Source organism: Amycolatopsis sp. NPDC104775 (genome assembly GCF_055583325.1).
Genome location: NZ_JBVJOE010000005.1, coordinates 716,655 through 740,289 on the forward strand (window position 1 = coordinate 716,655; position 23,635 = coordinate 740,289).

A 23,635-nucleotide genomic window follows, 5' to 3' on the forward strand; every position below is an offset into this window, starting at 1 on the left:
GGATTACTTCGCCAGGCCCATCTGGAGGTAGTTCGGGTACGCCGGGAACGCGCCGATCGCGAAGTTGCCGACCTTCGCGCCGTGCAGGAACGAGTTGCGGGTGTAGATCAGCGGGACCACCGGCGAGTCCTGCATGATCCGCTTGTCCGCCTTGGCCCACAGCTTCCCGGCCGCGACCGGGTCGACCGTCCCCTGCGCCTGCGCGATCAGCGCGTCCACCTCGGGCGCCGAATAGCGCGCCTGGTTGTACCCGCCGTTGCCGATCTCCGAGGTGCCGAACAGCGGCTCGATGTTGGCGTTGGCGCTCGGGAAGTCCGGCTGCCACGAACCCAGCGTGAGGTCGTAGTTGCCGTCGTTGCCGGTGACGAGCGTGGTCCACGCCTCGTCGTCGAGCGGGCGCAGCTTGGTGCGGATTCCCGCCCGCTGCAATGCGGCCTGGATCGCCTGCGCCTTGTCCGCCTCGTTGTTCGCCGTCGACACCGGGAAGTCCAGATTGTCGATGCCGTTCGGGAAACCCGCTTCGGCGAGCAGCTGCTTGGCCTTAGCGACGTCGCCGGACGGCGGGGCCGGATAGAGGTCGTACACCTCGCGCCCGGCGATGCCCTCGGTGATCAGCGTCGTCGCGATCGGGCCCGCCAGATCCGCGCTGCCCGCGGCGGCGACCTGATAGGCGGTCTTGTCCACGGCGTACTGGAACGCCTGGCGCACCTTGGGATTCGCCAGCGGACCGCGCTTGGTGTTCAGCGCGAGGTAGGCCAGCGCACCGGACTTCGACGTGACGAGCTGGTTCTTCGCCGCCGGGTTCGTGCGGATCTGCGCCAGCTGCGCCGGGTTCACGAACGACGAGCCGAACGCGAACGCGTCGTTGCCCTGGCTGGCCAGCAGCCGCTTCGCGACGACACCGGTGTCCTGGCCCATCTGGATCACGACCGCGTCGGGCAGGCCGGTGCGGGCGAGGTCGGTCTTCGCGTCCCAGTTCGGGTTCCGGACGAACTTGACCTGCACGCCCTTCTGGTACGACTCGACCTGGTACGGGCCGGACGCGACCGGCTTCGTGTCGTAGGTCGCGTCGGTGCCCTTGCCCTTCGGCACCGGGGCGAACGCGGGCATGCTGGCGATCCACGGCCAGTCGCCGTACGGGCGGGCCAGGTGGAACACGATCGTCTTCGGGTCCGGGGTCTCGATCGACGCCAGTTCCCCGCCCTTGAACGGGCCCTTGTAGTCGGAGCCGCCGGCGAGCAGGTTCTTGTGGTAGCTCAGGCCGCCGGAGAACGCCGAATCGAACGACCGCTCGATGCCGTACTTGATCTCGGCGCTGGTGATCGGCGTGCCGTCGGCCATCTTGAGGCCGTCCTTGAGCGTGTAGGTCCAGGTCTTGCCGTCCGCGCTTGCCCGGCCGGTGTCGGTGGCGAGGTCCGGGACGACGGTGGCCGGGCCGTCCGCGGCGGTCTTCCACGCGGTGAGCCGCCGGTGGATCAGGCTGATCGTGGTGATCGCGAGGTTCTGGCTCTTCGCCGGGTCGAGGTGCTGCGACGTGGTGTCGCTGAGGATGTAGAGCGTCCCGCCGGACGCCACCGCGACCGCTCCCCCGCCGCCGGACTGCTCGTTCGCGTTGCACGCGGCGAGGAACGCCCCCGCACCGGTGACCGTGGCGGTGATGCCCAGCGCCTTCAGGAAGTCCCTGCGATCCATGGTTTTTTCCGTTCCCTTTCTCAAGAACCGAGCCGAGCACGGGGGTCGAGGACCCCGTAGAGCACGTCCACCGCGAAGTTCGCGAGGACGACGAAGAAAGCGGCGAACAGGCTGACGCCCATCAGCACCGGCAGGTCGACCTGATGCACGGCGTCGACGAGCAGCCCGCCGAGACCGGGCAGCGCGAACACCCGCTCGGTGATCACCGCGCCGCCGAGCAGCGCGCCGAGGTCGACCGCGAACACCGTCACCACCGGCAGCAACACGTTGCGCAGCGCGTACTTCCCGATGACGGTCCGCTCCGGCAGGCCGACCGCCCGCGCGGTGCGGATGAAGTCCTCGCCCAGGATTTCGAGCATCTGGCCGCGCGAGAGCCGGGCGTACACCGCGGCGTTGATGAACGCCAGCACCAGCCACGGCAGCACGAGGTGCCACGCCCAGTCGACCGGGCTCTGCGCGAACGTCACGTAACCGCTCACCGGCACCACGTCGAGCGTGAAGCCGAACAGCAGGATTCCCAGCAGCCCCACCAGATACGCGGGCGCGGACACCCCGGCGAGCGTCACCGTCATCGCGGCCCGGTCGGCGAACTTCCCGCGGCGCAGCGCGGAGAACACCCCGGTCGCGACACCGGCGATCAGCCAGATCACCGACGCGCCGACGGCCAGCGAAACCGTGATCGGCAGCCGGTCGCCGATCAGCGTCAGCACCGGTTCGCTCTGCTGGAACGAATAGCCGAAGCAGGGCGCGGAGCAGACGATCGCCGTGACGCCGGTGCCGAACGTGCGGCCGGTGAAGATGCCGCCGAGGAAGTCGAAGTACTGCTGGACCCACGGCTTGTCGAAGCCCATGAACTCCCGGGCCAGCGCCAGGTTCTCCGGCGTGCACGGCTTGCCGCACGACATGTACGCCGGGTCGGTGGGCAGCAGGTAGAACACCGCGAAGGTGCCGAAGCTGACCACGAGCAGCACGCCGAGCATGCCCAGCAGGCGGATGCCCACGAAACGCAGGGTGCGGTTCACCGGCGTACCGCCGTCTTCGGGTCGAGCGCGTCGCGCAGCCCGTCGCCGAGCATGTTGAACGCCAGCGTCGCGATGAACAGCGCGGCGCCGGGGAAAATGAGGAACATCGGATCGGTCTGCACCCAGTTGATCGCGTCGCTGATGGAACGGCCCCAGCTCGGCGTGGGCGGCGGGATGCCGACGCCGAGGAACGACAGCGCGGCTTCCAGTCCGATGTTGGCCGGGATGCTCACCGTCGCCAGCACGATGATCGGCGCCCACAGGTTCGGCAGCAGCTCGCGGCGGAACACGTGCACGCCGCCCGCGCCGAGCGCCCGGGCCGCCTTGACGAAGTCGCGGTTGCGCAGGCTCAGCGTCTGGGCGCGGACCACCCGGGCCACGCGCGGCCAGCCGAACAGGCCGATCACCGCGATCAGTAGTAATGGCCGCGGGATCGACTGCGGGGCGACCGCGCCGAGCGCGATCATGAAGATCAGCTGCGGGAACCCGAGCAGCACGTCGGTCACCCGGCTCACCGCGGTGTCCCACCAGCCGCCGGCGTATCCGGCGCTCGCCCCGAGCAGCACGCCCAGCAGCATCGACACCGCGGTCGCGGCGAGCCCGATCAGGAACGACGTGCGCGCGCCGTACGCGACGACCGCGAAGAGGTCGCGTCCGGTCAGCGGTTCGACGCCGAACCAGTGGCTTCCGCTGATCCCGCCGAGGAATCCCGCGCCGGTGCCGTCGGCGGGATTCAGCAGTTCAGTGTGGTAGGTGTAGGGATCCTGGCCCTCGATCAGGGCGAGCACAGGAGCCGCGAGAGCGGTGACGATCACCAGCACGATGACGACCGCGCTGGCCTGGGCCCAGCGGTCGTGCCGCAGCGCGCGCCACAGGCTCCGGGAGGCCGGAGCGGCCGCCGGGACGCCGGCGCTGCCGGGAGACAGGATGTCGGACAACGGTTCCCTATGCAGATTCAGCGTTACTTGACGACGTGACAGTAAAGAACCCGAAGGAAATTCACCACGACGGCGGCGCCCGTCCCGGATCGTGAGACGACACCGGCGTCGTCCCTCCCTCCGCGATTCGGGTGGTCCGCGCAGGTCACCGGCGGTTCGGCGGCCCGGCCCAGTGTGCCGTGCCGCCGTTGGTCCGGCCACCCTTGTTATCACCCGTTCGGACGTAGTCCCGGGACGGTCGGCTGACTCGGTTTGTGCCGCCGTGCGCCCGGCACTGGACTGGCCGCACGTAGTCAGTCTCTTGTGGACGGAAGGACCCGCCGATGTTTCGCTGCTCGCGCCGCAAGGTGGCCGGAGTGCTGTTTTCCGCGGCCGCTGCCGCCCTTCTGCTCAGCCCGTCCGCCTCGGCAGCCGGCGCGACGGTCAACGGCGGCGACGCGATGTACACCGTTTCACCGGGACCCGGCCGTGCGCCGTACTACTGCTCAGCGGGGTTCGCGATCCTCGTCAAGGACGTCCGGTACATCCTCACCGGCGGACACTGCACCGAGCACGGGCTCGACTGGAAAGACATCGGCCCCAACGTCGACACCCACTTCCCGGTGACCGACTACGGCCGCGTCCAGGACCCGTCCGGCTCCGGGCACGCCCGGGTCGACCTCTACGACGGCAGCACCCAGCGGATCCTGCGCGCGGGCACCCCGCAGGTGGGCCAGCTGGTGTGCAAGAGCGGCATGACCACGAAGAAGACCTGCGGAAAGGTCCTCGGCCTGAACCAGACCGTGAACTACGGAGACGGCAAGCAGGTCGTCGGGACGATCGCCACCGACATCCCGGTCGACAGCGGCGACAGCGGCGGCCCGTTGTTCTACGCCGGGGTCGGCTACGGGGTGCTGTCCGGCGGGAACAGCCAGGTCAGCTTCTTCCAGCCGCTGCCGCCCGTGCTCGCCGCCTACGGGGCCACGCTCGCCTGAGCGAGGTCGATCCAGAACCGGTCTTCGCCGCGCTTCCGGCCGTCCGGCACGCCGCCGTTGGAGAGGATCACCCGGCGCGAAGGTTCGTTGTCCGGCGCGCAGGTCAGGAGGACGCGGGCGAGGCCGAGGCTCCGGCATTCCGCGAGCCCGGCCGCCAGCATCCGCGTGGCATGGCCTTGCCCGCGCCACGGGGACACCACGTGGTAGCCGATGTGCCCGCCGGCCTCGGCGAGTTCGGCGGTGAGCTCGTGCCGGACAACCAAGCTGCCCAGGTAGTACTCGCCGGAGACGTACCAGAAGAGCGTGGAAGGCACTCCCCACCGTTGCCGTACCCCGCGGCGAGCGGCGACGAACTCGGCGAAGTCGGCGCTCGCCGCGTCCAGCCATTCGGTCGGGCGGCCTTCCAGCAGGCAGTCCGCCTGCTCGCCGACCAGATACGACGTCCGCACGTCCACTGCGGGCAGGACCAGACGAGGCGGTTCGACGAGACGGATCACCGGCCCAGTCTTCCCGCCGAGCGCCCCGCGCACAGCTCATTTTCGAGCGTTAGCCCTGCGCCAGGTCCGCGTGCCCCTCCCGCAGCGCGCGCTTGACGATCTTCCCGCTGGGGTTTTTCGGCAGCGCGTCCACGAACACCACGTACTTCGGGCACTTGTACCCGGCCAGGTGCTTCCGGGCGTGCGCGAGCACCTCGGCCTCAGTGAGCGTGACGCCTTCGCGCGGCACGACCGCCGCGGTGACCGCCTCGATCCAATGTGGATGCGCGACGCCGAACACCGCGACCTCGGCGATCCCGTCGAGCAGGTACAGCGCTTCCTCGACCTCGCGGCTCGCGACGTTCTCGCCGCCGGTCTTGATCATGTCTTTTTTCCGGTCCACTACGGACAGATAACCCTCTTCGTCGAGCACCCCGAGGTCGCCGGAATGGAACCAGCCGCCCGCGAAAGCCGCGGCGGTCTTCTCCTCGTCCTCGTAGTAACCGAGCGTCGCGTGCGGGCTGCGGTGCACGATCTCGCCGACCTCGCCCGGCGGCAGCTCGCGGCCGTCCTCGTCCACGATCCGGGTCTCGACGTTGACCGACGCCCGGCCCGCCGAACCCGCCTTCGCGAGCTGTTCGTGCGGGCGCAGGATCGTGGCGAGCGGGGCCATTTCGGTCTGGCCGTAGAAGTTCCACAGCTGCACGTCCGGCAGCCGGCGCGCGAGTTCGCGCAGCACTTCGACCGGCATCGCCGCCGCGCCGTAGTAACCCTTGCGCAGGCTGGACAAGTCCGTCGTGTCGAACGCCGGGTGCCGCAGCAGGGAGATCCACACCGTCGGCGGAGCGAACAGCTTCGTCGCGCGTTCGCGTTCCACCGCGGCCAGCAGCGCCGCCGGATCCGGGCCGGGCAGGATCACGCTCGTCGCACCGAGATAGACGTCGACCGACAGGAAACAGTCCAGCTGCGCGCAGTGGTAGAGCGGCAGCGAATGCACCTCGATGTCGTCGCCGGTCATGTTCCCGTCGATCGCGGCCGAGACGTACTGGGCGATCAGCGACCGGCTCGACAGCAGCACGCCCTTCGGCCGCGATTCGGTGCCGGAGGTGTACATCAGCCGCAGCGGATCGTCGTCCGCCACGAGCACCGCGGGCGCGGTTTCGTCGCCGGGCTGGTCGATCCAGTCCGCGACGCTCTCCCATTCGCCGCCGCTGCCGCCGATCCGTCCGCGCACGACGTCGGTACGGCCAGTGCGCTTCAACGCCTCGGCCGCGGTGTCGAGCAACGTGTCCTCGGCGATCAGCCCGGACACTCCGGCGTGGCCGAGGATGAACGCGACTTCTTCCGCGCCGAGCATGAAATTCACCGGCACCAGCACCACACCCAGTTTCGCCGCGGCGAACACGAGCACCGCGTACTCCCAGCAGTTGTGGCTGAGCAGCGCGAGCCGGTCGCCCTTCGCGAGACCGCGTTCGGCGAGCCGGTGCGCACAGCGGTTCACCGCCGCGTCGAACTCGCGGTAGGTCGCCCGGCGCTCCCCGGAGACGATCGCGAGCTTGTCCGGCAGGCGCGCCGCGGTGCGCCGCAGAAGATCCCCGACGGAATGCTGGCGGGCTTGCTGGATCGCTTCCGCCGTTTCGGCGCTGAACGGGCTCGGCATAGCGGGAGTCTCATCCACCGGCGCGGCGCGCGCAAGCACGACCCGGCGCCGCTGTCGCAAGTGGACCCGCAGGAACCGGCACCCGCCCGGGAAAACCGCTCAGCCGTCCTTCGCCCACACTCGCACCGCGACCGCCACCGCGATCCCGGCGACGCCCAGCACGATCCCCGCGACCAGCAACCCGGACGCGATCAGCCCGAGCGCCGCCACCGCGAACAGCCCGGTCTCAAGGAAAAACCGCGTCGGCTCCGGGCAGCGCCGCTTCGCCTTCGGGGCGATGACGAGCGCCCAGATCGCTCCGGCCAGCGCCGGCCACGCCACGGCGGCCAGGATGTCGAGGAACACGCTCCCGCCGAGGCGCGCACCGGCGACCGCGAGCCCGGCCAGCAGCGCCAGTTCGGTCAGGAAGCGGAGGACGAGCACCGCGCCGGGGAAACCGCGCAATTCGGGTCGAGTGGTGGTCACGCCGGGAAGCCTAACGGCCGGGCCCGCGTTTCGTGCGCGGAGTGCGGACCCGGCCGGGATCAGCGGCGGGCGACCATCCGGGACAGCGTCATCAGGATCGCGCCGAACACCAGCAGCGCCGCCCCGAACACGGCGAGCCGCGGGGTGTTCACGCCGGTTTTCGCGAGTGCCTGCTGCTTCGGCTGACTGGCTTCCGGCGCGGAGGTCTGCGTCGGCTGGCTCGTCGTGACCTTCTGCGAAGCTGTCTTCTGAGCCGCTGGGACCTTCGGCGTCACCTTCGCGACTTCGTGCACTCGAGCGGTGAGCGAGTCGGCGTGGCTTGCGTCCGACAGCGAGCCCGGCGGATTCGCCTGCTTGCCGCCCGCCCAGACGAGACCGCTGATGTCCTTCTTCGCCGCCGGCGACGAAGTGGAGGCAGGCGGCTTCGTGGCCGAGGACGTCGGGTTGCTGGACGTCGTCGGGCTCGCCTTCGGGGTCGTCGTCGGCGAAGGCGTGGCCGAACTGGTCGGCGTCTTGGTCGCCGAGGAGGTCGGCGGCGCGCTCGGCTTCGGCGAAGTCGGCGGCTTCGTGGACATGGTCGGCTTCGGCGGCGCCGGAGCCTCGCTCTTCGGAGCGTCGCCGCCAGCGAGCTTGATCAACTGCTCCATCGAGCCGTTGAACGAATCCTGGTCACCGGGCTTGTTGCCGGAGTCGGAGTACTGCCAGATCGTGTAGTACCGCCAGCCCGAAGGCAGCGGGCCCGCGCTCTGCGCGTAGCGGGCGATGAACAGCGGATGCGTGTCGCCGAACGCCGCCGAGTTGCCGGTGCAGGTCTTCCACCAGTCGGTGGTGGTGTAGAGCATCGGCCAGCGCGACGTTTTCGCGTGCACGCGCTCGGAAAACGACCGCACCCACGACACCATCGCCGGCTGCGACAGGCCGAAGCAGGTGGAGCCGTACGGGTTGTATTCGATGTCCAGCATCGGCGGCATCGTGCGGCCGTCCGCGGACCAGCCGCCGCCGTGCGCGACGAAATAGTCCGCCTGCGTCGCGCCGTCGGACACGTCCGGCCGCGCGAAATGGTACGCGCCGCGGATCATCCCGACGTCGTAAGAACCGTTGTACTGCTGCGCGAAATACGGGTTTCGGTACCCCGTGCCCTCGGTCGCCTTGACGTACGCGAAGCGCGCGCCGGCGTTCCAGGCCGCTTTCCAGTCCACATTGCCCTGGTGCCCGGACACGTCCATGCCCGGCACCTCGGCGGGCGCCGCCACCGCCTGGGGCGCGTGCAGCAGCCCCAGCGCTCCGGCGGCAGCCACCGCTGCCGCCGCTACGACCGCACCCGCCCGAGCCGCTATCCGCCCGGAGCCCGTCATCGTCTACTCCCTCTTCTTTTCCCGCCCGGGGAGCGTTCCGGCCGTCCGAGTCTCTTCCCCAAGATCGGCACCGGATCACCTGGGCGAGCCTCAGTGTGTGTGACACGCGGGACGCCTGTAAACCACTGGGAGTGATGTGACGCGTGGTACACAAGAGGTTTTCCCAGGTCACTGGGGATGCGCGCACTGCCCGGCGGGACGAAACTCACCCACCCCGGGTCACCGGCCCGCCACTGCTCGCAGCGGGTAACCACTCTTCGCGGTGCCGCCGACCGGACAACAAAAGCGCCGCGAATCCGCCCCAGCGGTCTCGCGCAAGGGCCGAAAGTCGGCGGCGCGGAACCCCTTCGCGGACACGACACGCCCGGGATGGCAATCCGTTCACGAACAACTCCCCCGCGCCGGAAACCGTTGCCCGCACTGCGGAAATCAGGCTCTACCAGCGCTTTTCCCCGGAACTGCGGTAACCGCGCGGACACACAGCGTCAACCCGGCCGCCGTCTTCGCAACATCTTGGCAACCGGCTTGACACCGGCTGTGGTCCGGACCACCCTGCAGGACATTGGTCTACACCATTTGTCATTCAGCCCCGGTCGCCGACGACCGGGCACCGAAAGGACGAGACACGTGAAGCGCTGGCTCAAGCTGGCGGCGGGAGCCGCCGCCATCACGCTCGCCACGGCCGGGTGCGCCGGCTCCGGCGGGAGTGAGAACGCCTCGAGCGCTGGGGGCGCGCAGGACGGCAAGCTGACGGTCTGGCTGATGACCGGCTCCGCGCCGGACAGCCTGACCTCCGCCCTGAACAAGGAATTCGAGGCCGCCCACCCCGGCGTCAAGGTCGACTACCAGATCCAGCAGTGGAACGGCATCCAGCAGAAGCTGACCACCGCGCTGGCGAGCGACACCCCGCCCGACGTCATCGAGGTCGGCAACACCCAGACGCCCGCGTTCGCCGCGCAGGGCGTGCTGGCCGACCTGTCCGGCGACGTCAACAACCTCAACGGCGGACAGTGGCTCGCCGGGCTCAAGGCGTCCGGCCAGTACGACGGCAAAACCGTCGGCGTGCCGTTCTACGCTGCGAACCGCGTCGTGATGTACCGCAAGGACATGTTCGAGCAGGCGGGCATCGCGAAGCCGCCCGCCTCGAACGACGAATGGCTCGAGGACATCGGGAAGCTGAAGGCGAAGTTCGGCAGCGACCCGCAGTTCCAGCCGCTCTACATGCCGGGCCAGAACTGGTACGCGCTGTCGTCGTTCATCTGGGACAACGGCGGCGACATCGCCAAGGGCGAGGGCAAGTCCTTCAAGTCCTCGCTGAACACGCCGGAAGCCAAGGCGGGCCTCGAGTTCTACAAGAAGCTCGTGGACGTCTCCGGCACCACCGCGCCGAAGGACAACGACGAGGCCACGCCGCAGCAGGCGGGCATCTACGCCGCGGGCAAGGTCGCCATGTTCATCGGCACCCCGAACGAGGTCGCGACCGCGGCCAAGACCGACCCGGGCATCACCGCCAAGACCGGCGCGTTCCCGATCCCGTCGAAGACTTCCGGGCAGACCGCCCCGGTGTTCCTCGGCGGCTCCAACCTGGTCGTCCCGCTCAACAGCAAGCACCAGGACCTCGCCAAGGACTACCTCAAGCTGCTGACCGGCACCAAGTACATGACGCAGCTCGCCGCGGGCGGCTACGTGCCGGGCACCTCCACCGACCTCAGCGCGCTCGACAAGGACCCGCTGGGCTCGGTGATGGCGAAGGCGTCGAAGAACGGCCACGCGATGCCGGCCAGCCCGAAGTGGGGCGAGGTCGAATCCGGCCAGAACCCGCTCAAGGACATGCTGACCGCGTACCTGACCGGGAAGAAGACCCTCGACCAGGCCGCGGCCGACGCGAACACGGCCCTCGACAAGATCATCGGCGGATGACCGCGACGAAGGACAAGCCGATGCCGGCGGGGGCGACCCCGCCGGCATCGGCGCACGTCGGGGCGGCGCGGAAGCGGGCGACCGGCTGGTTCAGCGAACGGCTCATGCCGTACCTGCTGCTCCTGCCCGCGCTCGCCGCCGTGCTGGTGCTGCTCGGCTGGCCCACCGTCCAGATGCTCGGCATCAGCCTCCGCCAGCTCGACCTGCGCGAGCTGGTGACCGGGAAGATGGTGTGGATCGGCTTCAAGAACTACACCGACGTGCTGTCCGACCCCGAGTTCTGGGCAGTCGCGATCCGCACGGTCCTCTTCACCGCCGCGCTCGTCGCCGCGACCTTGCTCGTGGCGCTGCTGATCGCGGTGCTGATGCGGCATCTCCACCCGGTGCTGCGGATCTTCGTGCAGATTTCGCTGGTGCTCGCGTGGGCGGTGCCGGTCATCGCCACCACCACGGTGTTCCAGTGGATCTTCGACCAGCAGTACGGCATCCTCAACAAAACCCTGGACCGGCTGGGCTTCCACTCGTTCATCGGCTACTCGTGGTTCTCCACCGGCACGAGCACGCTCGTGGTGATCGGGCTGCTGGTGCTGTGGCAGGCCGTGCCGTTCGTCGCGTTCACGCTCTACGCGGGCCTGATCGGCGTGCCGCGCGAGCACTACGAGGCGGCGGGCATCGACGGGGCCGGTCCGTGGCAGACGTTCCGCGCGGTCAGCTGGCCGGCGATCCGGCCGATCCTGACGATGGTGACGTTCCTGTCGATGCTGTGGGACTTCAACATGTTCGCCCAGGTGTGGGCCATCCGCCAGGGCGGCCCGGACGGCGCGAGCACCACGCTGGCGATCCTGCAGTACCTCAAGGGCATCGCGGGCAGCCACTTCGGCTCCGCCGCGGCCATCGCCACCATCATGCTGGTGCTGCTCCTGCTGGTCACCGGCCGGTACGTGCAGCTGCTGGTCCGGACCAAGGACGGGGAGATCGCGTGAAAAAGTCCCTGCCCGCCCGGGTGCTGGTGTCGGTCGCCGGCATCCTCGTGGCGCTGCTGTTCCTCTTCCCGACGTACTGGATGTTCACGACGTCGCTGAAGACCCCGGGCGACGTGCTGTCGCCGAAGTACGACCTGATCCCGACCTCGGCGACGCTGTCGAACTTCGCGTCGGCGCTGACCAAGCCCGGGTTCGTCACGTACCTGACCAACAGCCTGATCGTGACGCTAGGCGCGGTGCTGGCCGCGCTGATCGTGGGCGTGCTCGCGGCGATCCCGCTGGCGCGCTTCCGGTTCCGCGGCCGCAAGGGGTTCCTGCTGCTGATCCTGGTGGCGCAGCTGGCCCCGCTCTCGGCGCTGTTCATCCCGATGTACCTGCTCATGCGCGACATCGGGCTGCTGAACACGCTGCCGTCGCTGCTGCTGGTCTACTTCGCGACGTCGCTGCCGTTCACCGTGTGGATGCTCTACGGGTTCGTCAACGGCATCCCGTACGACCTCGAAGAGGCCGCGATGATCGACGGCTGCAGCCGGGTCGGCGCGTTCCGCCGGGTCACGCTCCCGCTGCTCGGCCCGGGCCTGGTCACCACGTCGGTGTTCAGCTTCATCACGGCGTGGAACGAATTCCTCTTCGCCCTGGTGTTCATGCGGGACCAGTCGAAGCAGACGCTGCCGGTGTGGCTGTCGTCGTTCAAGACGGCGTTCTCGATCGACTGGGGCGGCGTCATGGCGGCGTCGGTGATCTACGCGATCCCCGCGGTGGTCTTCTTCCTGATCGTGCAACGGAAACTCGTGTCCGGCATGACCGCCGGCGCGGTGAAGGGATGATGGTGTCCGAGCCCCGCAAGCTGGCCGAAGCCGTGCTGCTGCCCGGATTCTCCGGGACGACGGCTCCGGACTGGGTGCGCCGCCGCCTCGCCGAGGGGCTGGGCGGCGTGATCCTGTTCGGCCGCAACGTGGTCGACGACGAGCAGGTCGCCGCGCTCACGTCCGAGCTGCGGTCCGAGCGGGACGGCGTGGTCGTCGGGATCGACGAGGAGGGCGGCGACGTCACCCGTCTCGACGTCGGCAAGGGCTCGTTCGTGCCCGGCCCGCTCGCGCTGGGCTCGGCCGGGGATCCGGAGCTGACCGCGTCCGTCGCGGCCGCGCTCGGCGAGCGCCTGGCGGCGTGCGGGGTCACGGTGAACCTCGCGCCGTGCGCGGATCTCACGCTCGCCGCGGAGGATCCGGGCATCGGCGTCCGGGCATTCGGTTCGGACCCCGTCGCGGCTTCGCCGCACGTCGCGGCTTTCGTGACCGGCATGCAGAAGTACGGCGTCGCCGCGTGCGCGAAGCACTTCCCCGGGCACGGCGCGGCGACCGAGGATTCGCACCTCTCGCTGCCCGTGCTGCCGCGGACCGCGGCCGAGCTGCGGGAGGTCGAACTGGTCCCGTTCGCCGCGGCGATCGAGGCGGGCGTCCGGACGGTCATGTCCGGGCATCTCGTCGTGCCGGAATGGGGCGAGGAACCGGCGACGTTCAACCGCACCGCGCTCGTCGACGTGCTGCGCGGCGAACTGGGCTTCACCGGAGCGGTCATCACCGACGCGTTGGAGATGGGGGCGGTTTCCGGAGCGTACGGGCGGCACGACGGTCTCGGCGAGGCTTCGGTCCGGGCGCTCCTGGGCGGTGCGGACGCGCTGTGCCTCGGCGGCGCGGCGTTCGACGCGGAGACGCTGGATCGGACCGCGGAAGCGATTGTCGCCGCGGTGGCCGAGGGACGGCTTCCGTTGGCGCGCTTGGCCGACGCTGCCGCTCGGACGGCTTCGCTGGGGGTTTCCCCGGCTCCGGCGACGGTGCGGCCGGTGGACTACTCGCTCGGCCTGTCCGCCGCGCGGGCCGCCCTGCGCGTTACCGGCACGCCTCGGCTCACCGGCCGCTCGCTGGTAGTCGACGTGCAGACCGAACCGGGCATCGCGGCCGGGCCGATGCCGTGGGGGCTGGGGACGCACCTGGCGGACCTGGTTCCGGGCACCCGGACGCTTTCGGTCTCCCCCGACGACGTCCCGACGGTCTTGGCCGAAGCCTCGGCAGCGGACAGCGTCGTGGTGGTGACCCGGGAAGCGCACCGGCATCCGGCGGTCCGGGAATTCCTGGCCGGTCTGTCCACTGTGGACTACATCCGGGTCGAGACCGGGGTTCCCGGGCCGGAAACCGGTGCCGGGCCGCGGATCGACACTTTCAGCGGCTCCTACGTGAGCCTGCGCGCCGCCGCGGAGTACCTGGCCCGCTCCTGACGCCGTCCGTGCGGGGAATCCTGCTGGCTCCGGCCGGATTCCCCGCACGGAAACCGCTCAGGTGCGAGGACCGGCGGCGCGGCGAAGGCGGTTCGCGATCGCGAGGCCGAGCCCCTTCTCCTCGGGCAGCGACGCGACGATCAGGTCGCAGCCTCGCCGGTCCAGCTCGCGCAGGAAACCGTAGAGGCCGCGGGCGTACTCGGCCAGCGAAGCCGGAACCTCCACCACGGCATGGGCTTCCGGCGGCGTGCTGTCCTGCGAGGGCGGCAGGAAAACGCCCACCCGGTGCCCGAGTCCTCGCGCGCGTTCCGCTTCGGCCGCCACCTCGCCGGGCTCGACAAGAATGACCCGCGCCCGCGGCGCGTAATGCGACGGATGCTGGCCGGGGACCCGGATCGGGCTCGACGAAGGCACTTCGAGCGAATAGCCGAGCACGGCTTCGAGGTCCTCCCGGGGCACCCCTCCGGGCCGGAGCACGCTGAGCGTGTCCCCGGTGGCGTCGACGATGGTGGACTCGACCCCGACCTGGCAGGGTCCGCCGTCCAGCACGAAATCGACGGCCTCGCCCAGCTCCGCGCGGACGTGCTCGGCGGTAGTCGGGCTGACTGAGCCGAACCGGTTCGCCGACGGGGCCGCCGCGCCGCCGCCGAACGCCGACAACAGCGCGAGCGCGACCGGATGGTCCGGGACGCGCACCCCTACCGTCTCGAGCCCGCCGGTCGCCGCCGACGACACCCGAGGGCCGCGGCGCAACACCAGCGTGAGCGGGCCCGGCCAGAACCGCTCGGCCAGCAGCCGCGCCGGTTCGGGCACCTTCTCGACCCAGCCGTCCAGGAACTCCGCACCGGCGACGTGGACGATCAGCGGATGCGTGGGCGGGCGGCCTTTGGCCTGGAAGATGCGGGAAACGGCGGCCGGGTCCGAGGCGTCGGCGCCGAGGCCGTAGACCGTCTCGGTCGGGAAGGCCACCAAACCCCCGCCGCGCAGCACCTCGGCCGCCTTCTCGATGTCGCCAGCTGCCGCGGTCACCTTCGCACTCTCCTGCCAGACGGATCGCTTTCCCGCCCGTCAGCCTAAGACGCGCGTGCCGAGCGGCTGCGCCCGTCCCCTCACCCGGCGGCGAACCGCGCCTCCACCGTCGACCCGGCCGGGTCCGCATGGATCCGCACCAGGTCCGCGAGATGGTTCACCAGCAGCAATCCCCGGCCGCGGACCTGGTCCGGGGAGGCCGGGACGCGACCGGCCATCGGATCCGCCAGCCACGCCTCGTCCCGGACCTGGCAGACCAGCTCGCCGTCGGCGAAACCCAGGCTCACCCACGCGGTGCCGCTGCCGTGCTCCACGCTGTTGACCGCCAGCTCCGTCACCGCCATCACCACGTCCTCGACCCGGTCCTCGGAGAGGCCGTGCCGCCGCGCGGTCTCGGCGGTCACCCGGCGGAGCTCGACGAGGTCGGGTTCGGCGACGGCGAAGGACCAGGCGCCGGGCGGGGGCGGCAGCTCGCGGTTGTAGTCGGCGACCACGGCGTCCGGCGCGTAGTCCGCGCTCGCGCGCCACTGCCCCGCGCCGTCGATCAGCCAGGGATGGGTCCGGACCGCGTCGGCCAGCTCGGTCGCGCCGAGCGCTTCGGCGTCGTACGGGCACAGGATCGTCGCCCAGCGGCCCTCGAACGCCACGTTGATCAGCGCCTCGTGCTGAGCGCACGCCGGGTACTCCGCCGCCGACCGGCCGGCCCAGATCGGCTCCCCGACGATCCGCACGTGCCGGTCCGGGTGCTGGTCGGCGAACGCGCGCAGCACTCCCGGGATGATCCGGCCCGGATTGCGGCCCGCCTCGGTCATGTCCACCAGCAGCACCCGCTCCGCGTCGGCGCCCAGCCCGTCCCGGACCAGGCGCACGTGCTCCGGCGGCGCGGCGACCGCGACCGGTTCGCCCGCGGCCAGCCCGTCGCGCACGAACTGCCCCACGCCGGACGAGAACTCCTCGGCACTCCGGTAGAACAGCGCCGGATGCAGAAAGCCCCGGGGCGCGGCCGTCACGGCCGCCCCGCCGGAAACAGCGGCTTCTCCGCGGCCATCACGATCACTACCTCACCCCTGCTGCCCGCCGGACAGCTCGGTTCACCTTGCCGGCCAAGGCTACCCAGTCTCCGGGCGACCACGCAGCGCCGACGGCATCCTTCTCGCGCGACCTGCGTCCCGGCCCGTGTTATGACGTGTTGACAGATTTCGCCAACTCGTCAAACATGGCACCGTGAGCGCGCGCGAAACCGAACGGGAACAGGCGATCCTCGACGCCGCGGCCGGGCTGCTGCTGCGGTTCGGCTACGCCAAGCTGACGATGGGCGACGTCGCCGGCGCTGTCGACCTGCACCGCGGTCTGGTCTATCTGTGCTTCAAGTCGAAGGACGACCTCGTCGACGCGGTCGTCGCCCGGGAACTCGACCGGTACGCGGTGGCGTGGCGGACCCGGCTGGAGGCCGATCCCGAGGGCGGCAGCGTCGGGAGCATGGCCCGGGCCATGCTGGGCGCGCTCAAGACGCTGCCGCTCGCCGCGGCGGTCGTGGCCAGGGACGAGGAGGTCTTCGGCAAGTACCTGCGCAAGGCCGGGAGCCATTTCCAGCGCAGTCCGGCGCCGTCGAGGACCCGCGAATTCCTCGACGCGATGCGCGACGCGGGGGTGGTCCGGCCCGAGGTCGACACCCGCGCCATGGCCTTCCTCACCGATGCGCTGACACCCGCCATCCGGCGCGCGTTTCTCCGCGGCGGCGACGCTCCGCCGGACCCCGAGCAGCCTTCGTGGGAGCAGGTGCTGGAGACGCTGGTGGACCTGCTCGACCGCACGCTCACCCCGCCCGGCGCGGACTTCGCCGCGGGCAAGGCGGTCCTGGTGGACGGCCTGGAAAAAGCCCGGGCCGGATTCGTGCGGCACGGCAACCAGATCGACGACCCCGGGGGTGCGGACGAAGATGACTGAACCAGTGTCGTGGCTGAGGCGAGACGCCCGGCAGGCCCGCAAGGATGCCCGAACGCACGGGACGGCTCCGCTCACGCGGCGGCAGCGGGAACGGCTCGCCGATCTCGTCGCCTACGCGCGCGACCGGTCGCCCTGCTACGCCAAGCTGTACCAAGAACTGCCCGAGCGCGTGGACGATCCCGCCCTCCTGCCGGTCACCGACAAGAAAACCCTGACCGCGCGCTTCGACGACTGGGTGACCGACCGCGAGGTCAGGTTCTCCGACGTGACCGCGTTCGTCGGCAACCCGGATCTGATCGGGCGGCGGTTCCTCGGCAAGTACTCGATCGCGACGACCTCGGGCACGAGCGGGCAGCGCGGCGTCTTCGTGCTCGACGAGCGGTACCAGAACGTCGCGGGCGCGCTGGGGCTCGTCGCGTATTCCTCGCTCGGGCTGGGTCCCGTAGCGGGGATGCTGGCCAAGGGGTTCCGGCTCGCGCTCATCGGCGCGACCGGCGGGCACTACGTCAGTTTCGCCGGGTACACCCAGGCGACCCGGGAAAGTGCTTGGCGCAGAAGGATTCTGCGGGTGTTCTCGGTGCACCTGCCGATGCCGGAGCTGGTCGCCCGGCTCAACGCCTACCGGCCCGCCGCCGTGATCGGGTACGCCAGCGTCATCCGGCTGCTCGCCGCCGAACAGGAGGCCGGGCGGCTGCGCATCCGGCCGGCGCTGGTACAGCCCGCCGGCGACACGATGACCACCGCCGACACCGAGCGCATCGCGGCCGCGTTCCGCACCACCGTCCGCCCCATCTACTCCTGCACCGAATGCACCTATCTCAGCAACGGCTGCGCCCACGGCTGGTACCACGTCAACAGCGACTGGGCCGTCCTGGAGCCGGTCGACGCCGAGTTCCGGCCGACCCCGCCCGGGCAGCTGTCCCACACCGTCCTGCTGACCAATCTAGCCAACCGGGTCCAGCCGTTCCTGCGCTACAACCTCGGCGACGCCGTGGTGCTGCGGCCCGACCCCTGTCCGTGCGGCAACCCGCTCCCCGCGGTCCGGGTGCACGGCCGCGCCGGGGACACGCTCTCATTCCCCTCCGGAAGAGGCGAGCCCGTCACGCTCGCGCCGATGGTGTTCAGCACGTTGTTCGATCGGGTTCCGGGGGTCGAGCTGTTCCAGATCGAGCAGACCGCCCCAGCGGCCCTGCGCGTCCGCATGCTGCTCGCCGACGACGCCGAAGCCGAGAGCGTCTGGCACCGCGTCCGGACCGACCTGGAACGCCTGCTCGCCGAGAACGGGCTCCGCGCCGTCGCCCTCGAACGGGCCGACGAACCTCCCCGGCAGGAGCCCGGCGGAGGAAAGTACCGGGCGGTGATCCCGCACCGCTGAGCCGCGATTCGCGCTCCCCCACCAGGTTTCGCGGCAGCGTCGGCCGAACTGCTTGCCCCGCAACGGCTTCCGCCTCCGCAGTGGCAAGACCTTCCTGACCGGCTGGCTATTCTTCCGGGCAGAGCGCCAGTTCGGCCCACACGGTCTTCCCGCCCGCCCGGGGCGTCTGGCCCCAGCGGTCGGCGATCGCGGCGATCAGGGCCAGCCCGCGTCCCCCGCCGTCGTATCCCTCGCGGACCCGGGCGAGGTCGGGAAGGGAGTCGGAAACCTCGATCAGGATCCGGTCCCCGCGCATCGACAAAGCCAGCCCGCACGGCGGACGGGCGTGCCGCAGCGCGTTGCACACGATCTCGTCCAGCACGAGGCGCACGTCGGCCACCGCGTCCCGGTCCGCGTGCGGGCAGTGCTGGCGCACGAAGACCACCGCTTGCTCCCGGATCAGCCCCAGCGCCGAGAAATCCTGGTCCAGCTCCATGTCCAGCCGTGCGGCGGTCCCCGGCGTCTCCGCTCCTGGGGGCAAGCGGCTGTGCTGAAACTCGTCCACACTCACGCTTGACCTCCTCCTCGGCCTGCATTGTGCCCGCCCGCGGCCTCGAGGCCCGACGCAGACGGTCCGGCGCGGCCCTTTCCCCGCGCCTCTGCGCCGCTGCGCAGCCCCAGTCATCTGTCGAGAAACACAAGTACCCGCTGACGGAAACGGCAAACCAGGATGAGTTCCGCATTCTCCTCTTCGCGGTTTCCGGCGCCTGTGGCGCGCGGCACAGATCCCGCGGCGGCTCGTTTGGCCTCCGCCCCGCGCGGGAATCCGGCGATCGTCGCACCGGTTTCGGAAAACACCGTGCACGGAAAGAGGTTATCGACGTGAGCGACACCACGGGGAACAAGGCAGAGGAAATCAAGGGCAAGGCCAAGGAAGCGCTCGGCAAGGCCACCGGGAACGAGCAGTGGCAGGCCGAGGGGAAAGCTGACCAGGCCAAGGGCGCGCTGAAGCAGGCGGGGGAAAAGGTCAAAGACGCCGCCAAGAGCGTGAAAGACTGACCAGCGGACAGGCCGGCGGCCGGGACTTCGGTTCCGGCCGCCGGCCTTTCGCGTGTCTCGCCGGGCCAGTCCTGCCCCAGCCGCACCCGCCGCGACCTGCGGGTGTCTCCCTGAAAGACCGGAAAACCCGGCCGCGCGCGGGAATCCCCGCCCCTCGTCGTGAGGTGACGCGCGGCACGGGCCGTCGTCAGCCCTCCGGGCCGGTTTCGCCTCCCGGTAGAGTTCACCGGTGCTGCCAGGCGACTGGGCAGGGAAACAGGAGGCTCAGGTGACTGACGTCGGCACGCGGGACGCCGAAGACTGGGAGGCCGACCGCGTCGCGTTCTGCGCGGAACCGGCCGGCGACGGCTGGACCCGGTGCGGAGTGGCCGCGGAAGGGCCGCTGGCACAGCGGTTCGGCGCGCTCGCGGCCGTCCTGCTCGACGCGGATTCCCTGCACGAATCGATGGAACGCGTCGTGTCCGCCGCGCTGCGGATCGTGCCCGAGGCCGATCTCGCCAGCATCACCCTGCGCTCGTCCGACGGCGGGTTCCACACCCCGGTCTGCACGAGCGCGACCGCCGAGGAACTCGACCGGATCCAGTACGAGACCGACGAAGGCCCCTGCGTGGAAGCCGCGCGGCAGGGCCGCCCCGGGCACGCGCTGGCCAACAACCTCCCGGTCTCGGACGCGTTCCCCGAGTTCGGCAGGCGCGCCGGAGACTTCGGGTTCGGCTCCTTGCTGGCCGTGACCCTGCTGCCGGATCGCTCCTCCGACCTGCCGCCCGGCGCGATCAACCTCTACAGCCGCCGGGCCGGAATGTTCGACGAAAACGCCGTCGACACCGCGCTCGTCCTGGCCTCCCACGCGTCGCTCGCCCTCGCCGGGTCCGCCGCGCACACCGCGGCCGCGCTCAAGGAAGCCCACCTCAAGCGCGCCGTCGACAGCCGCGACCTCATCGGCCAGGCCAAAGGAATACTGATGAACCGCCGCGGGATCTCCGCCGACGAGGCGTTCGACATCCTGCGCCGCACCTCGCAGGACCTCAACGTCAAACTCGTCGAACTCGCCCACACGCTGACCGAACGGCACCAGGAACTCGACGTCTGACGCCTCGCCGGGCCGGGCGGGCCGCGTGAACCGCCCGCGAACGGGTAGCCGATGATCAGGTCCGGGACTCCGGCGCGCAGGAGACCGGGACCAGGCTCCGCCGGTCGAGACTCGCGGCCGGCGGAGCCGTCCGCGGTTGGAGTCCGTCCCGGACGGGTATCCCGACCCTGTCGTCGCTGGCGGCGTGGCGGTCCCGAGGAGGGCAAGGGACACTGGGAACATCGAGTGACCGCCCCTGACGCGAAAACGAGGTGAAGGACCGCTCTGCGAGTCCCTGAGTGTGGTGGATGTGAAGCGAGCGGCCTCCGCGGCGGCAGACGCCGGAACGCGCTGGAGTTCCGCCCCGGGCCCGGTGCTGGTCACGGATTCCGACGGTGCGGTTGTCGCGCTCAACGCCGCCGCGAAGCGGTTGTTCCCGCGAGTCGCGGAGGGCGTGGTGCTCGCCGAAGCGGTGCCCGGCTGGCCCGCCGGGCCGCACGACGGGATCGTCGAGGGCTTGTCCGGCGGCGGAGAACAGTGGGAGCGCAGCTACGCGGTGCACCCGGCGGCGCACGATGACGGGACAGTCACGTGGTGGCTGACCGAGAACACCGCCGCGCACTTCGCCGAGGCGGCTTTGCGGACTGAGCGGCGGCGAGCGCAGTTTCTGGCCGAAGCGTCGACGGCGTTGCTGGGGTCGCTGAACCTGCAACGCTGCATGCAGGTCGCCGGGAAGCTCGCCGTGCAGCATCTCGCCGACGCCGCGCTTCTGATCACCCCGGCCGCACACCGTGATGTCCCGGCGGTGCTGTGCGTACGGGACCGCGAGCCCGAGGAAGTCGAACTGGCGGCGGATCTTTCCGAGGTGCCCGGGCTCGCCGAGGCGCTCCAAGGCTTTCCGCCGGTCCCGTCGCGCTGGATCGACCCGGCGTCCGCGCCGAAATGGCTTATTCCCGCGGATTTCGGCGACGTGGGCTCGATCGTGGTGACGCCGTTGCCCGGGCACGGCGTGCCCGCCGGGGCGCTTGTTCTCCTGCGGAAGGCCGAACGCGCGGCGTTCACCGAGGACGAGGAGATCTTCGCCCGGTTGTTCGCGGCCCGGTCCGGGGTGGCGATGTCCGCCGCGCGGATGTTCGCGCAGCAGTCGGCGATGACCGAAACGCTGATGCGCGAACTGCTTCCGCCCACGCTGCGCGAGGTCGCGGGCGCGGAATTCGCGGGCCGGTACCGCGCCGCGCTGGACGCCGAACGCGTGGGCGGCGACTTCTACGACGTCTACCCGGCGGCCGAAGAAAGCCAGGAGTCGCTCGTCGTGCTGGGCGACGTGTGCGGCAAGGGCATCGAGGCCGCGGTGCTCACCGGCAAGGTCCGCAACACCCTGCACGCGCTGGCTCCGCTGGCCTCGGACCATCACCGGGTGCTGAGCATGCTCAACGACGCTCTGCTCAGTTCGCACCACACCCGCTTCGTCACCCTCGCGCTCGCGTCCGTGTCGCGGACGGCCTCGGGCCTGCGGCTGCGCCTGACCTGCGCGGGGCATCTGCCGCCGCTGATCGTCCGCGCGAACGGAGAGGTCGAAGTCGCGGACACCGTCGGCACCGTGGTCGGGGTCCTGCCCGCGATCGAGACGCGGACCGTCGAGGTCGTGCTCGCGCCCGGCGAGACCTGCCTGCTCTATACCGACGGCATCACCGAAGCGCGCGGCGGGCCGCTCGGAGACCAGATGTTCGGCGAGGACCGCCTGCACGAAGCCCTGACCCGGTGCGCGGGAATGCCCGCGGAAGCCATCGTCGAGCACGTCCACATGCTCGCGGCCGAATGGGCCGGCGAGCGCAGCCACGACGACATGGCGATCGTGGCGGTCACCGCGCCTCGCGGCCAGCGGCTGTCCGCAGTCGGCGGTTCGGGCCGCGGGAGGTACACCGCCGCATGACCGCCTCGAGCACACCCCGTGACGCTGTTCGCGACGGCGGGCCGACGCCGGTCGAGCACGTCGCAGATCAGCTCTGGAACGCGGCGGTCGACGGCGACGAGCACGAGGCGGGCGGCATCGTGCTGCGGGCTCTCGAAGCCGGGATGGACACCGAAACCGTCCTGCTGGACGTCATCGCCGCCGTGCAGCGGAAGGTCGGCGAGGAATGGGCGGCCAACCGCCTGAGCGTGACCCAGGAACACGCCGTCACCGCGATCAACGACCGCGTGATCGCCGCCGTAAGCCACGCCGCCGGTCCCCTGGCACGGCCGCCGCTGGCCCGGGTGACAGTCGCCTGCGTGGACGGGGAATGGCACGCGCTGCCCGCCCGGCTGCTGGCCGAAGTGCTGCGCTCGCGCGGTTTCCGGGTCGACTACCTCGGCGCGCAGGTCCCGGCGTCGCACCTGATCGCCGACCTGCACCGCACCGGCCCGGACGCAGTCGCGCTGTCGAGCTCGATCCCGACCCGGCTGCCCGCCGCGCACGCCACGATCACCGCCTGCCAGGCCGCCGGCGTCCCGGTCATCGCGGGCGGGGCGGCGTTCGGGCCTGACGGCCGCTACGCCCGCTTGTTCGGCGCTGACGCCTGGGCGCCCGACGCCCGTACCGCGGCCGACCTGCTCGCCGGGAAGCCGCTGGGCCCGCCCCGCAGCGCCCACCAGGCCGTGGACGATCTGCCGCACCTGCTCGACCAGGAATACACCATGATCTCGCGGACCTCGGCGCAGTTGGTGAAAGCCGTCTTCGCGGGGCTGCGAGAGCAGATCCCGGCCTTGGCCCGCTACACCGAACTCCAGCTGCAGCACACCGTCGAGGACCTCGCGAGCATCGTCGACTACCTGAAAACGTCGGTGTACGTCGACGATCCCGGCTTGTTCTCGGGTTTTCTCCGCTGGACCGCCGCAATCCTCGCCGCGCGCGGAGTCCCGGCCGGATACCTGACTCCGGCCCTGGACCTCCTCGCCGAAGAGCTGAGGGACTTCCCCCGCGCCTCCGGCACCCTCGCCCGCGCGCGGGCCGCGCTCCCCCGCCCCGATGCCGAAAGCGGGTCCTGATGCCGCCCCACCCGCTCGCCTGCACGTGGACGACGCCGGATCCGCGCGCGGCCCGGCTCGTCGTGACCGGCGAACTCGATTACGAGAGCCAGCCCCTGCTCGTCCGCACGGCCCGCGAAATGCTGGCGGCGCACCCGGATTGCCGCGTCGTCCACCTCGACTGCGGCGCGCTGGACTTCTGCGATTCCTCCGGCCTGTCCGCCCTGCTCATGCTCAGCAGGCTGGTCCGCTCCACGGGAGCGGCGCTGCGGCTGGACGCCCGCTCCGCCTCGCTCGACCGGCTGCTCCGGCGCACGAACCTGCTGGCCCATTTCACCGGGGAAGCCGCCGAAACCGCCCAGCAGCAGGATTCCTGACCGGGTCCGGAACTGTTTGCTCCGCCGAGCGGCC

22 protein-coding genes are annotated in these 23,635 nt (G+C 70.7%); 12 read left to right on the plus strand and 10 right to left on the minus strand.

Annotated features, from left to right (window positions below):
- Positions 1 to 3 precede the first annotated feature (3 nt).
- From ACZ63D_RS26020 to ACZ63D_RS26030, 3 genes are read right to left on the minus strand one after another with little or no spacing between them, the layout of a single operon-like run.
- A complete protein-coding gene (locus ACZ63D_RS26020; protein ID WP_465356951.1) occupies positions 4 to 1,692 on the minus strand; it encodes an ABC transporter substrate-binding protein in 1,689 nt (562 codons plus the stop codon).
- Between the two features lie 20 nt (positions 1,693 to 1,712).
- Entirely contained in the window at positions 1,713 to 2,714 is a 1,002-nt protein-coding gene (locus ACZ63D_RS26025; RefSeq protein ID WP_465356952.1) for an ABC transporter permease, read from the minus strand.
- Positions 2,711 to 3,652: an ABC transporter permease gene (locus ACZ63D_RS26030; protein ID WP_465356953.1), complete on the minus strand. Its 942-nt coding sequence runs from the start codon at positions 3,650 to 3,652 to the stop codon at positions 2,711 to 2,713. The genes ACZ63D_RS26025 and ACZ63D_RS26030 overlap by 4 nt, the downstream gene beginning before the upstream one ends.
- Before the next feature lie 323 nt (positions 3,653 to 3,975).
- On the opposite strand from ACZ63D_RS26030, the gene ACZ63D_RS26035 reads away from it, so the two are divergent.
- Complete coding sequence (locus ACZ63D_RS26035) at positions 3,976 to 4,626, plus strand: S1 family peptidase (protein WP_465356954.1); 651 nt, start codon at positions 3,976 to 3,978, stop codon at positions 4,624 to 4,626.
- Here ACZ63D_RS26035 and ACZ63D_RS26040 read toward each other — a convergent pair.
- The 4 genes from ACZ63D_RS26040 to ACZ63D_RS26055 form a co-directional block, all read right to left on the minus strand.
- Positions 4,605 to 5,123: a GNAT family N-acetyltransferase gene (locus ACZ63D_RS26040; protein ID WP_465356955.1), complete on the minus strand. Its 519-nt coding sequence runs from the start codon at positions 5,121 to 5,123 to the stop codon at positions 4,605 to 4,607. The genes ACZ63D_RS26035 and ACZ63D_RS26040 overlap by 22 nt on opposite strands.
- 49 nt (positions 5,124 to 5,172) lie before the next feature.
- Complete coding sequence (locus ACZ63D_RS26045) at positions 5,173 to 6,762, minus strand: acyl-CoA synthetase (RefSeq protein ID WP_465356956.1); 1,590 nt, start codon at positions 6,760 to 6,762, stop codon at positions 5,173 to 5,175.
- Between the two features lie 99 nt (positions 6,763 to 6,861).
- Positions 6,862 to 7,227, minus strand: coding sequence for a YrdB family protein (locus ACZ63D_RS26050; protein WP_465356957.1), 366 nt, complete (start codon positions 7,225 to 7,227; stop codon positions 6,862 to 6,864).
- A gap of 59 nt (positions 7,228 to 7,286) precedes the next feature.
- Positions 7,287 to 8,582, minus strand: a complete 1,296-nt coding sequence (locus ACZ63D_RS26055; protein WP_465356958.1) for a lysozyme — start codon at positions 8,580 to 8,582, stop codon at positions 7,287 to 7,289.
- Between the two features lie 627 nt (positions 8,583 to 9,209).
- On the opposite strand from ACZ63D_RS26055, the gene ACZ63D_RS26060 reads away from it, so the two are divergent.
- Genes ACZ63D_RS26060 through ACZ63D_RS26075 form a run of 4 tightly spaced genes read left to right on the plus strand, consistent with a single transcriptional unit; the run spans position 9,210 to position 13,760 of the window.
- Positions 9,210 to 10,502, plus strand: a complete 1,293-nt coding sequence (locus ACZ63D_RS26060; protein ID WP_465356959.1) for a sugar ABC transporter substrate-binding protein — start codon at positions 9,210 to 9,212, stop codon at positions 10,500 to 10,502.
- The gene (locus tag ACZ63D_RS26065) at positions 10,499 to 11,485 is read left to right on the plus strand and encodes a carbohydrate ABC transporter permease (RefSeq protein WP_465356960.1); all 987 of its coding nucleotides are present in this window, start codon (positions 10,499 to 10,501) and stop codon (positions 11,483 to 11,485) included. Before ACZ63D_RS26060 ends, ACZ63D_RS26065 begins: the two co-directional genes overlap by 4 nt.
- Positions 11,482 to 12,312, plus strand: coding sequence for a carbohydrate ABC transporter permease (locus ACZ63D_RS26070; RefSeq protein WP_465356961.1), 831 nt, complete (start codon positions 11,482 to 11,484; stop codon positions 12,310 to 12,312). The genes ACZ63D_RS26065 and ACZ63D_RS26070 overlap by 4 nt, the downstream gene beginning before the upstream one ends.
- A 2-nt stretch (positions 12,313 to 12,314) precedes the next feature.
- The gene (locus ACZ63D_RS26075; protein WP_465356962.1) at positions 12,315 to 13,760 is read left to right on the plus strand and encodes a glycoside hydrolase family 3 protein; all 1,446 of its coding nucleotides are present in this window, start codon (positions 12,315 to 12,317) and stop codon (positions 13,758 to 13,760) included.
- Positions 13,761 to 13,817: 57 nt separating this feature from the next.
- On the opposite strand, the gene ACZ63D_RS26080 is transcribed toward ACZ63D_RS26075, so the two are convergent.
- Together ACZ63D_RS26080 and ACZ63D_RS26085 are read right to left on the minus strand one after the other, a co-directional pair.
- The gene (locus ACZ63D_RS26080) at positions 13,818 to 14,789 is read right to left on the minus strand and encodes an L-threonylcarbamoyladenylate synthase (RefSeq protein WP_465356963.1); all 972 of its coding nucleotides are present in this window, start codon (positions 14,787 to 14,789) and stop codon (positions 13,818 to 13,820) included.
- Between the two features lie 80 nt (positions 14,790 to 14,869).
- Positions 14,870 to 15,799 carry an anti-sigma factor RsbA family regulatory protein gene (locus ACZ63D_RS26085; RefSeq protein ID WP_465356964.1) on the minus strand — a complete coding sequence of 310 codons (930 nt, stop codon included), beginning with the start codon at positions 15,797 to 15,799 and terminating at the stop codon, positions 14,870 to 14,872.
- A gap of 214 nt (positions 15,800 to 16,013) precedes the next feature.
- Here ACZ63D_RS26085 and ACZ63D_RS26090 point away from each other — a divergent pair, with 214 nt between their 5' ends.
- The gene (locus ACZ63D_RS26090) at positions 16,014 to 16,736 is read left to right on the plus strand and encodes a TetR/AcrR family transcriptional regulator (RefSeq protein WP_465356965.1); all 723 of its coding nucleotides are present in this window, start codon (positions 16,014 to 16,016) and stop codon (positions 16,734 to 16,736) included.
- Positions 16,729 to 18,111, plus strand: a complete 1,383-nt coding sequence (locus ACZ63D_RS26095; RefSeq protein WP_465356966.1) for a phenylacetate--CoA ligase family protein — start codon at positions 16,729 to 16,731, stop codon at positions 18,109 to 18,111. Before ACZ63D_RS26090 ends, ACZ63D_RS26095 begins: the two co-directional genes overlap by 8 nt.
- Positions 18,112 to 18,217: 106 nt before the next feature.
- On the opposite strand, the gene ACZ63D_RS26100 is transcribed toward ACZ63D_RS26095, so the two are convergent.
- Complete coding sequence (locus ACZ63D_RS26100; RefSeq protein WP_465356967.1) at positions 18,218 to 18,661, minus strand: ATP-binding protein; 444 nt, start codon at positions 18,659 to 18,661, stop codon at positions 18,218 to 18,220.
- Between the two features lie 311 nt (positions 18,662 to 18,972).
- On the opposite strand from ACZ63D_RS26100, the gene ACZ63D_RS26105 reads away from it, so the two are divergent.
- The 5 genes from ACZ63D_RS26105 (at position 18,973) to ACZ63D_RS26125 (ending at position 23,601) form a co-directional block, all read left to right on the plus strand.
- The gene (locus ACZ63D_RS26105) at positions 18,973 to 19,149 is read left to right on the plus strand and encodes a CsbD family protein (RefSeq protein ID WP_465356968.1); all 177 of its coding nucleotides are present in this window, start codon (positions 18,973 to 18,975) and stop codon (positions 19,147 to 19,149) included.
- Between the two features lie 268 nt (positions 19,150 to 19,417).
- Entirely contained in the window at positions 19,418 to 20,239 is an 822-nt protein-coding gene (locus ACZ63D_RS26110; RefSeq protein WP_465356969.1) for a GAF and ANTAR domain-containing protein, read from the plus strand.
- Positions 20,240 to 20,528: 289 nt separating this feature from the next.
- Complete coding sequence (locus tag ACZ63D_RS26115; protein ID WP_465356970.1) at positions 20,529 to 22,151, plus strand: PP2C family protein-serine/threonine phosphatase; 1,623 nt, start codon at positions 20,529 to 20,531, stop codon at positions 22,149 to 22,151.
- Positions 22,148 to 23,245 (plus strand): cobalamin B12-binding domain-containing protein, encoded by a 1,098-nt coding sequence (locus tag ACZ63D_RS26120; protein ID WP_465356971.1) that lies wholly within the window; start codon positions 22,148 to 22,150, stop codon positions 23,243 to 23,245. Before ACZ63D_RS26115 ends, ACZ63D_RS26120 begins: the two co-directional genes overlap by 4 nt.
- Positions 23,245 to 23,601, plus strand: coding sequence for an STAS domain-containing protein (locus ACZ63D_RS26125; protein WP_465356972.1), 357 nt, complete (start codon positions 23,245 to 23,247; stop codon positions 23,599 to 23,601). Before ACZ63D_RS26120 ends, ACZ63D_RS26125 begins: the two co-directional genes overlap by 1 nt.
- Positions 23,602 to 23,635 lie beyond the last annotated feature (34 nt).

Bases quoted from the DNA above. Each gene is read 5' to 3' on its own strand.
- ACZ63D_RS26095 (WP_465356966.1), top strand. From the start codon at position 16,729: ATGACTGAACCAGTGTCGTGGCTGAGGCGAGACGCCCGGCAGGCCCGC.
- ACZ63D_RS26125 (WP_465356972.1), top strand. From the start codon at position 23,245: ATGCCGCCCCACCCGCTCGCCTGCACGTGGACGACGCCGGATCCGCGC.
- ACZ63D_RS26120 (WP_465356971.1), top strand. From the start codon at position 22,148: ATGACCGCCTCGAGCACACCCCGTGACGCTGTTCGCGACGGCGGGCCG.
- ACZ63D_RS26055 (WP_465356958.1), bottom strand. From the start codon at position 8,582: ATGACGGGCTCCGGGCGGATAGCGGCTCGGGCGGGTGCGGTCGTAGCG.
- ACZ63D_RS26045 (WP_465356956.1), bottom strand. From the start codon at position 6,762: ATGCCGAGCCCGTTCAGCGCCGAAACGGCGGAAGCGATCCAGCAAGCC.
- ACZ63D_RS26065 (WP_465356960.1), top strand. From the start codon at position 10,499: ATGACCGCGACGAAGGACAAGCCGATGCCGGCGGGGGCGACCCCGCCG.
- ACZ63D_RS26035 (WP_465356954.1), top strand. From the start codon at position 3,976: ATGTTTCGCTGCTCGCGCCGCAAGGTGGCCGGAGTGCTGTTTTCCGCG.
- ACZ63D_RS26020 (WP_465356951.1), bottom strand. From the start codon at position 1,692: ATGGATCGCAGGGACTTCCTGAAGGCGCTGGGCATCACCGCCACGGTC.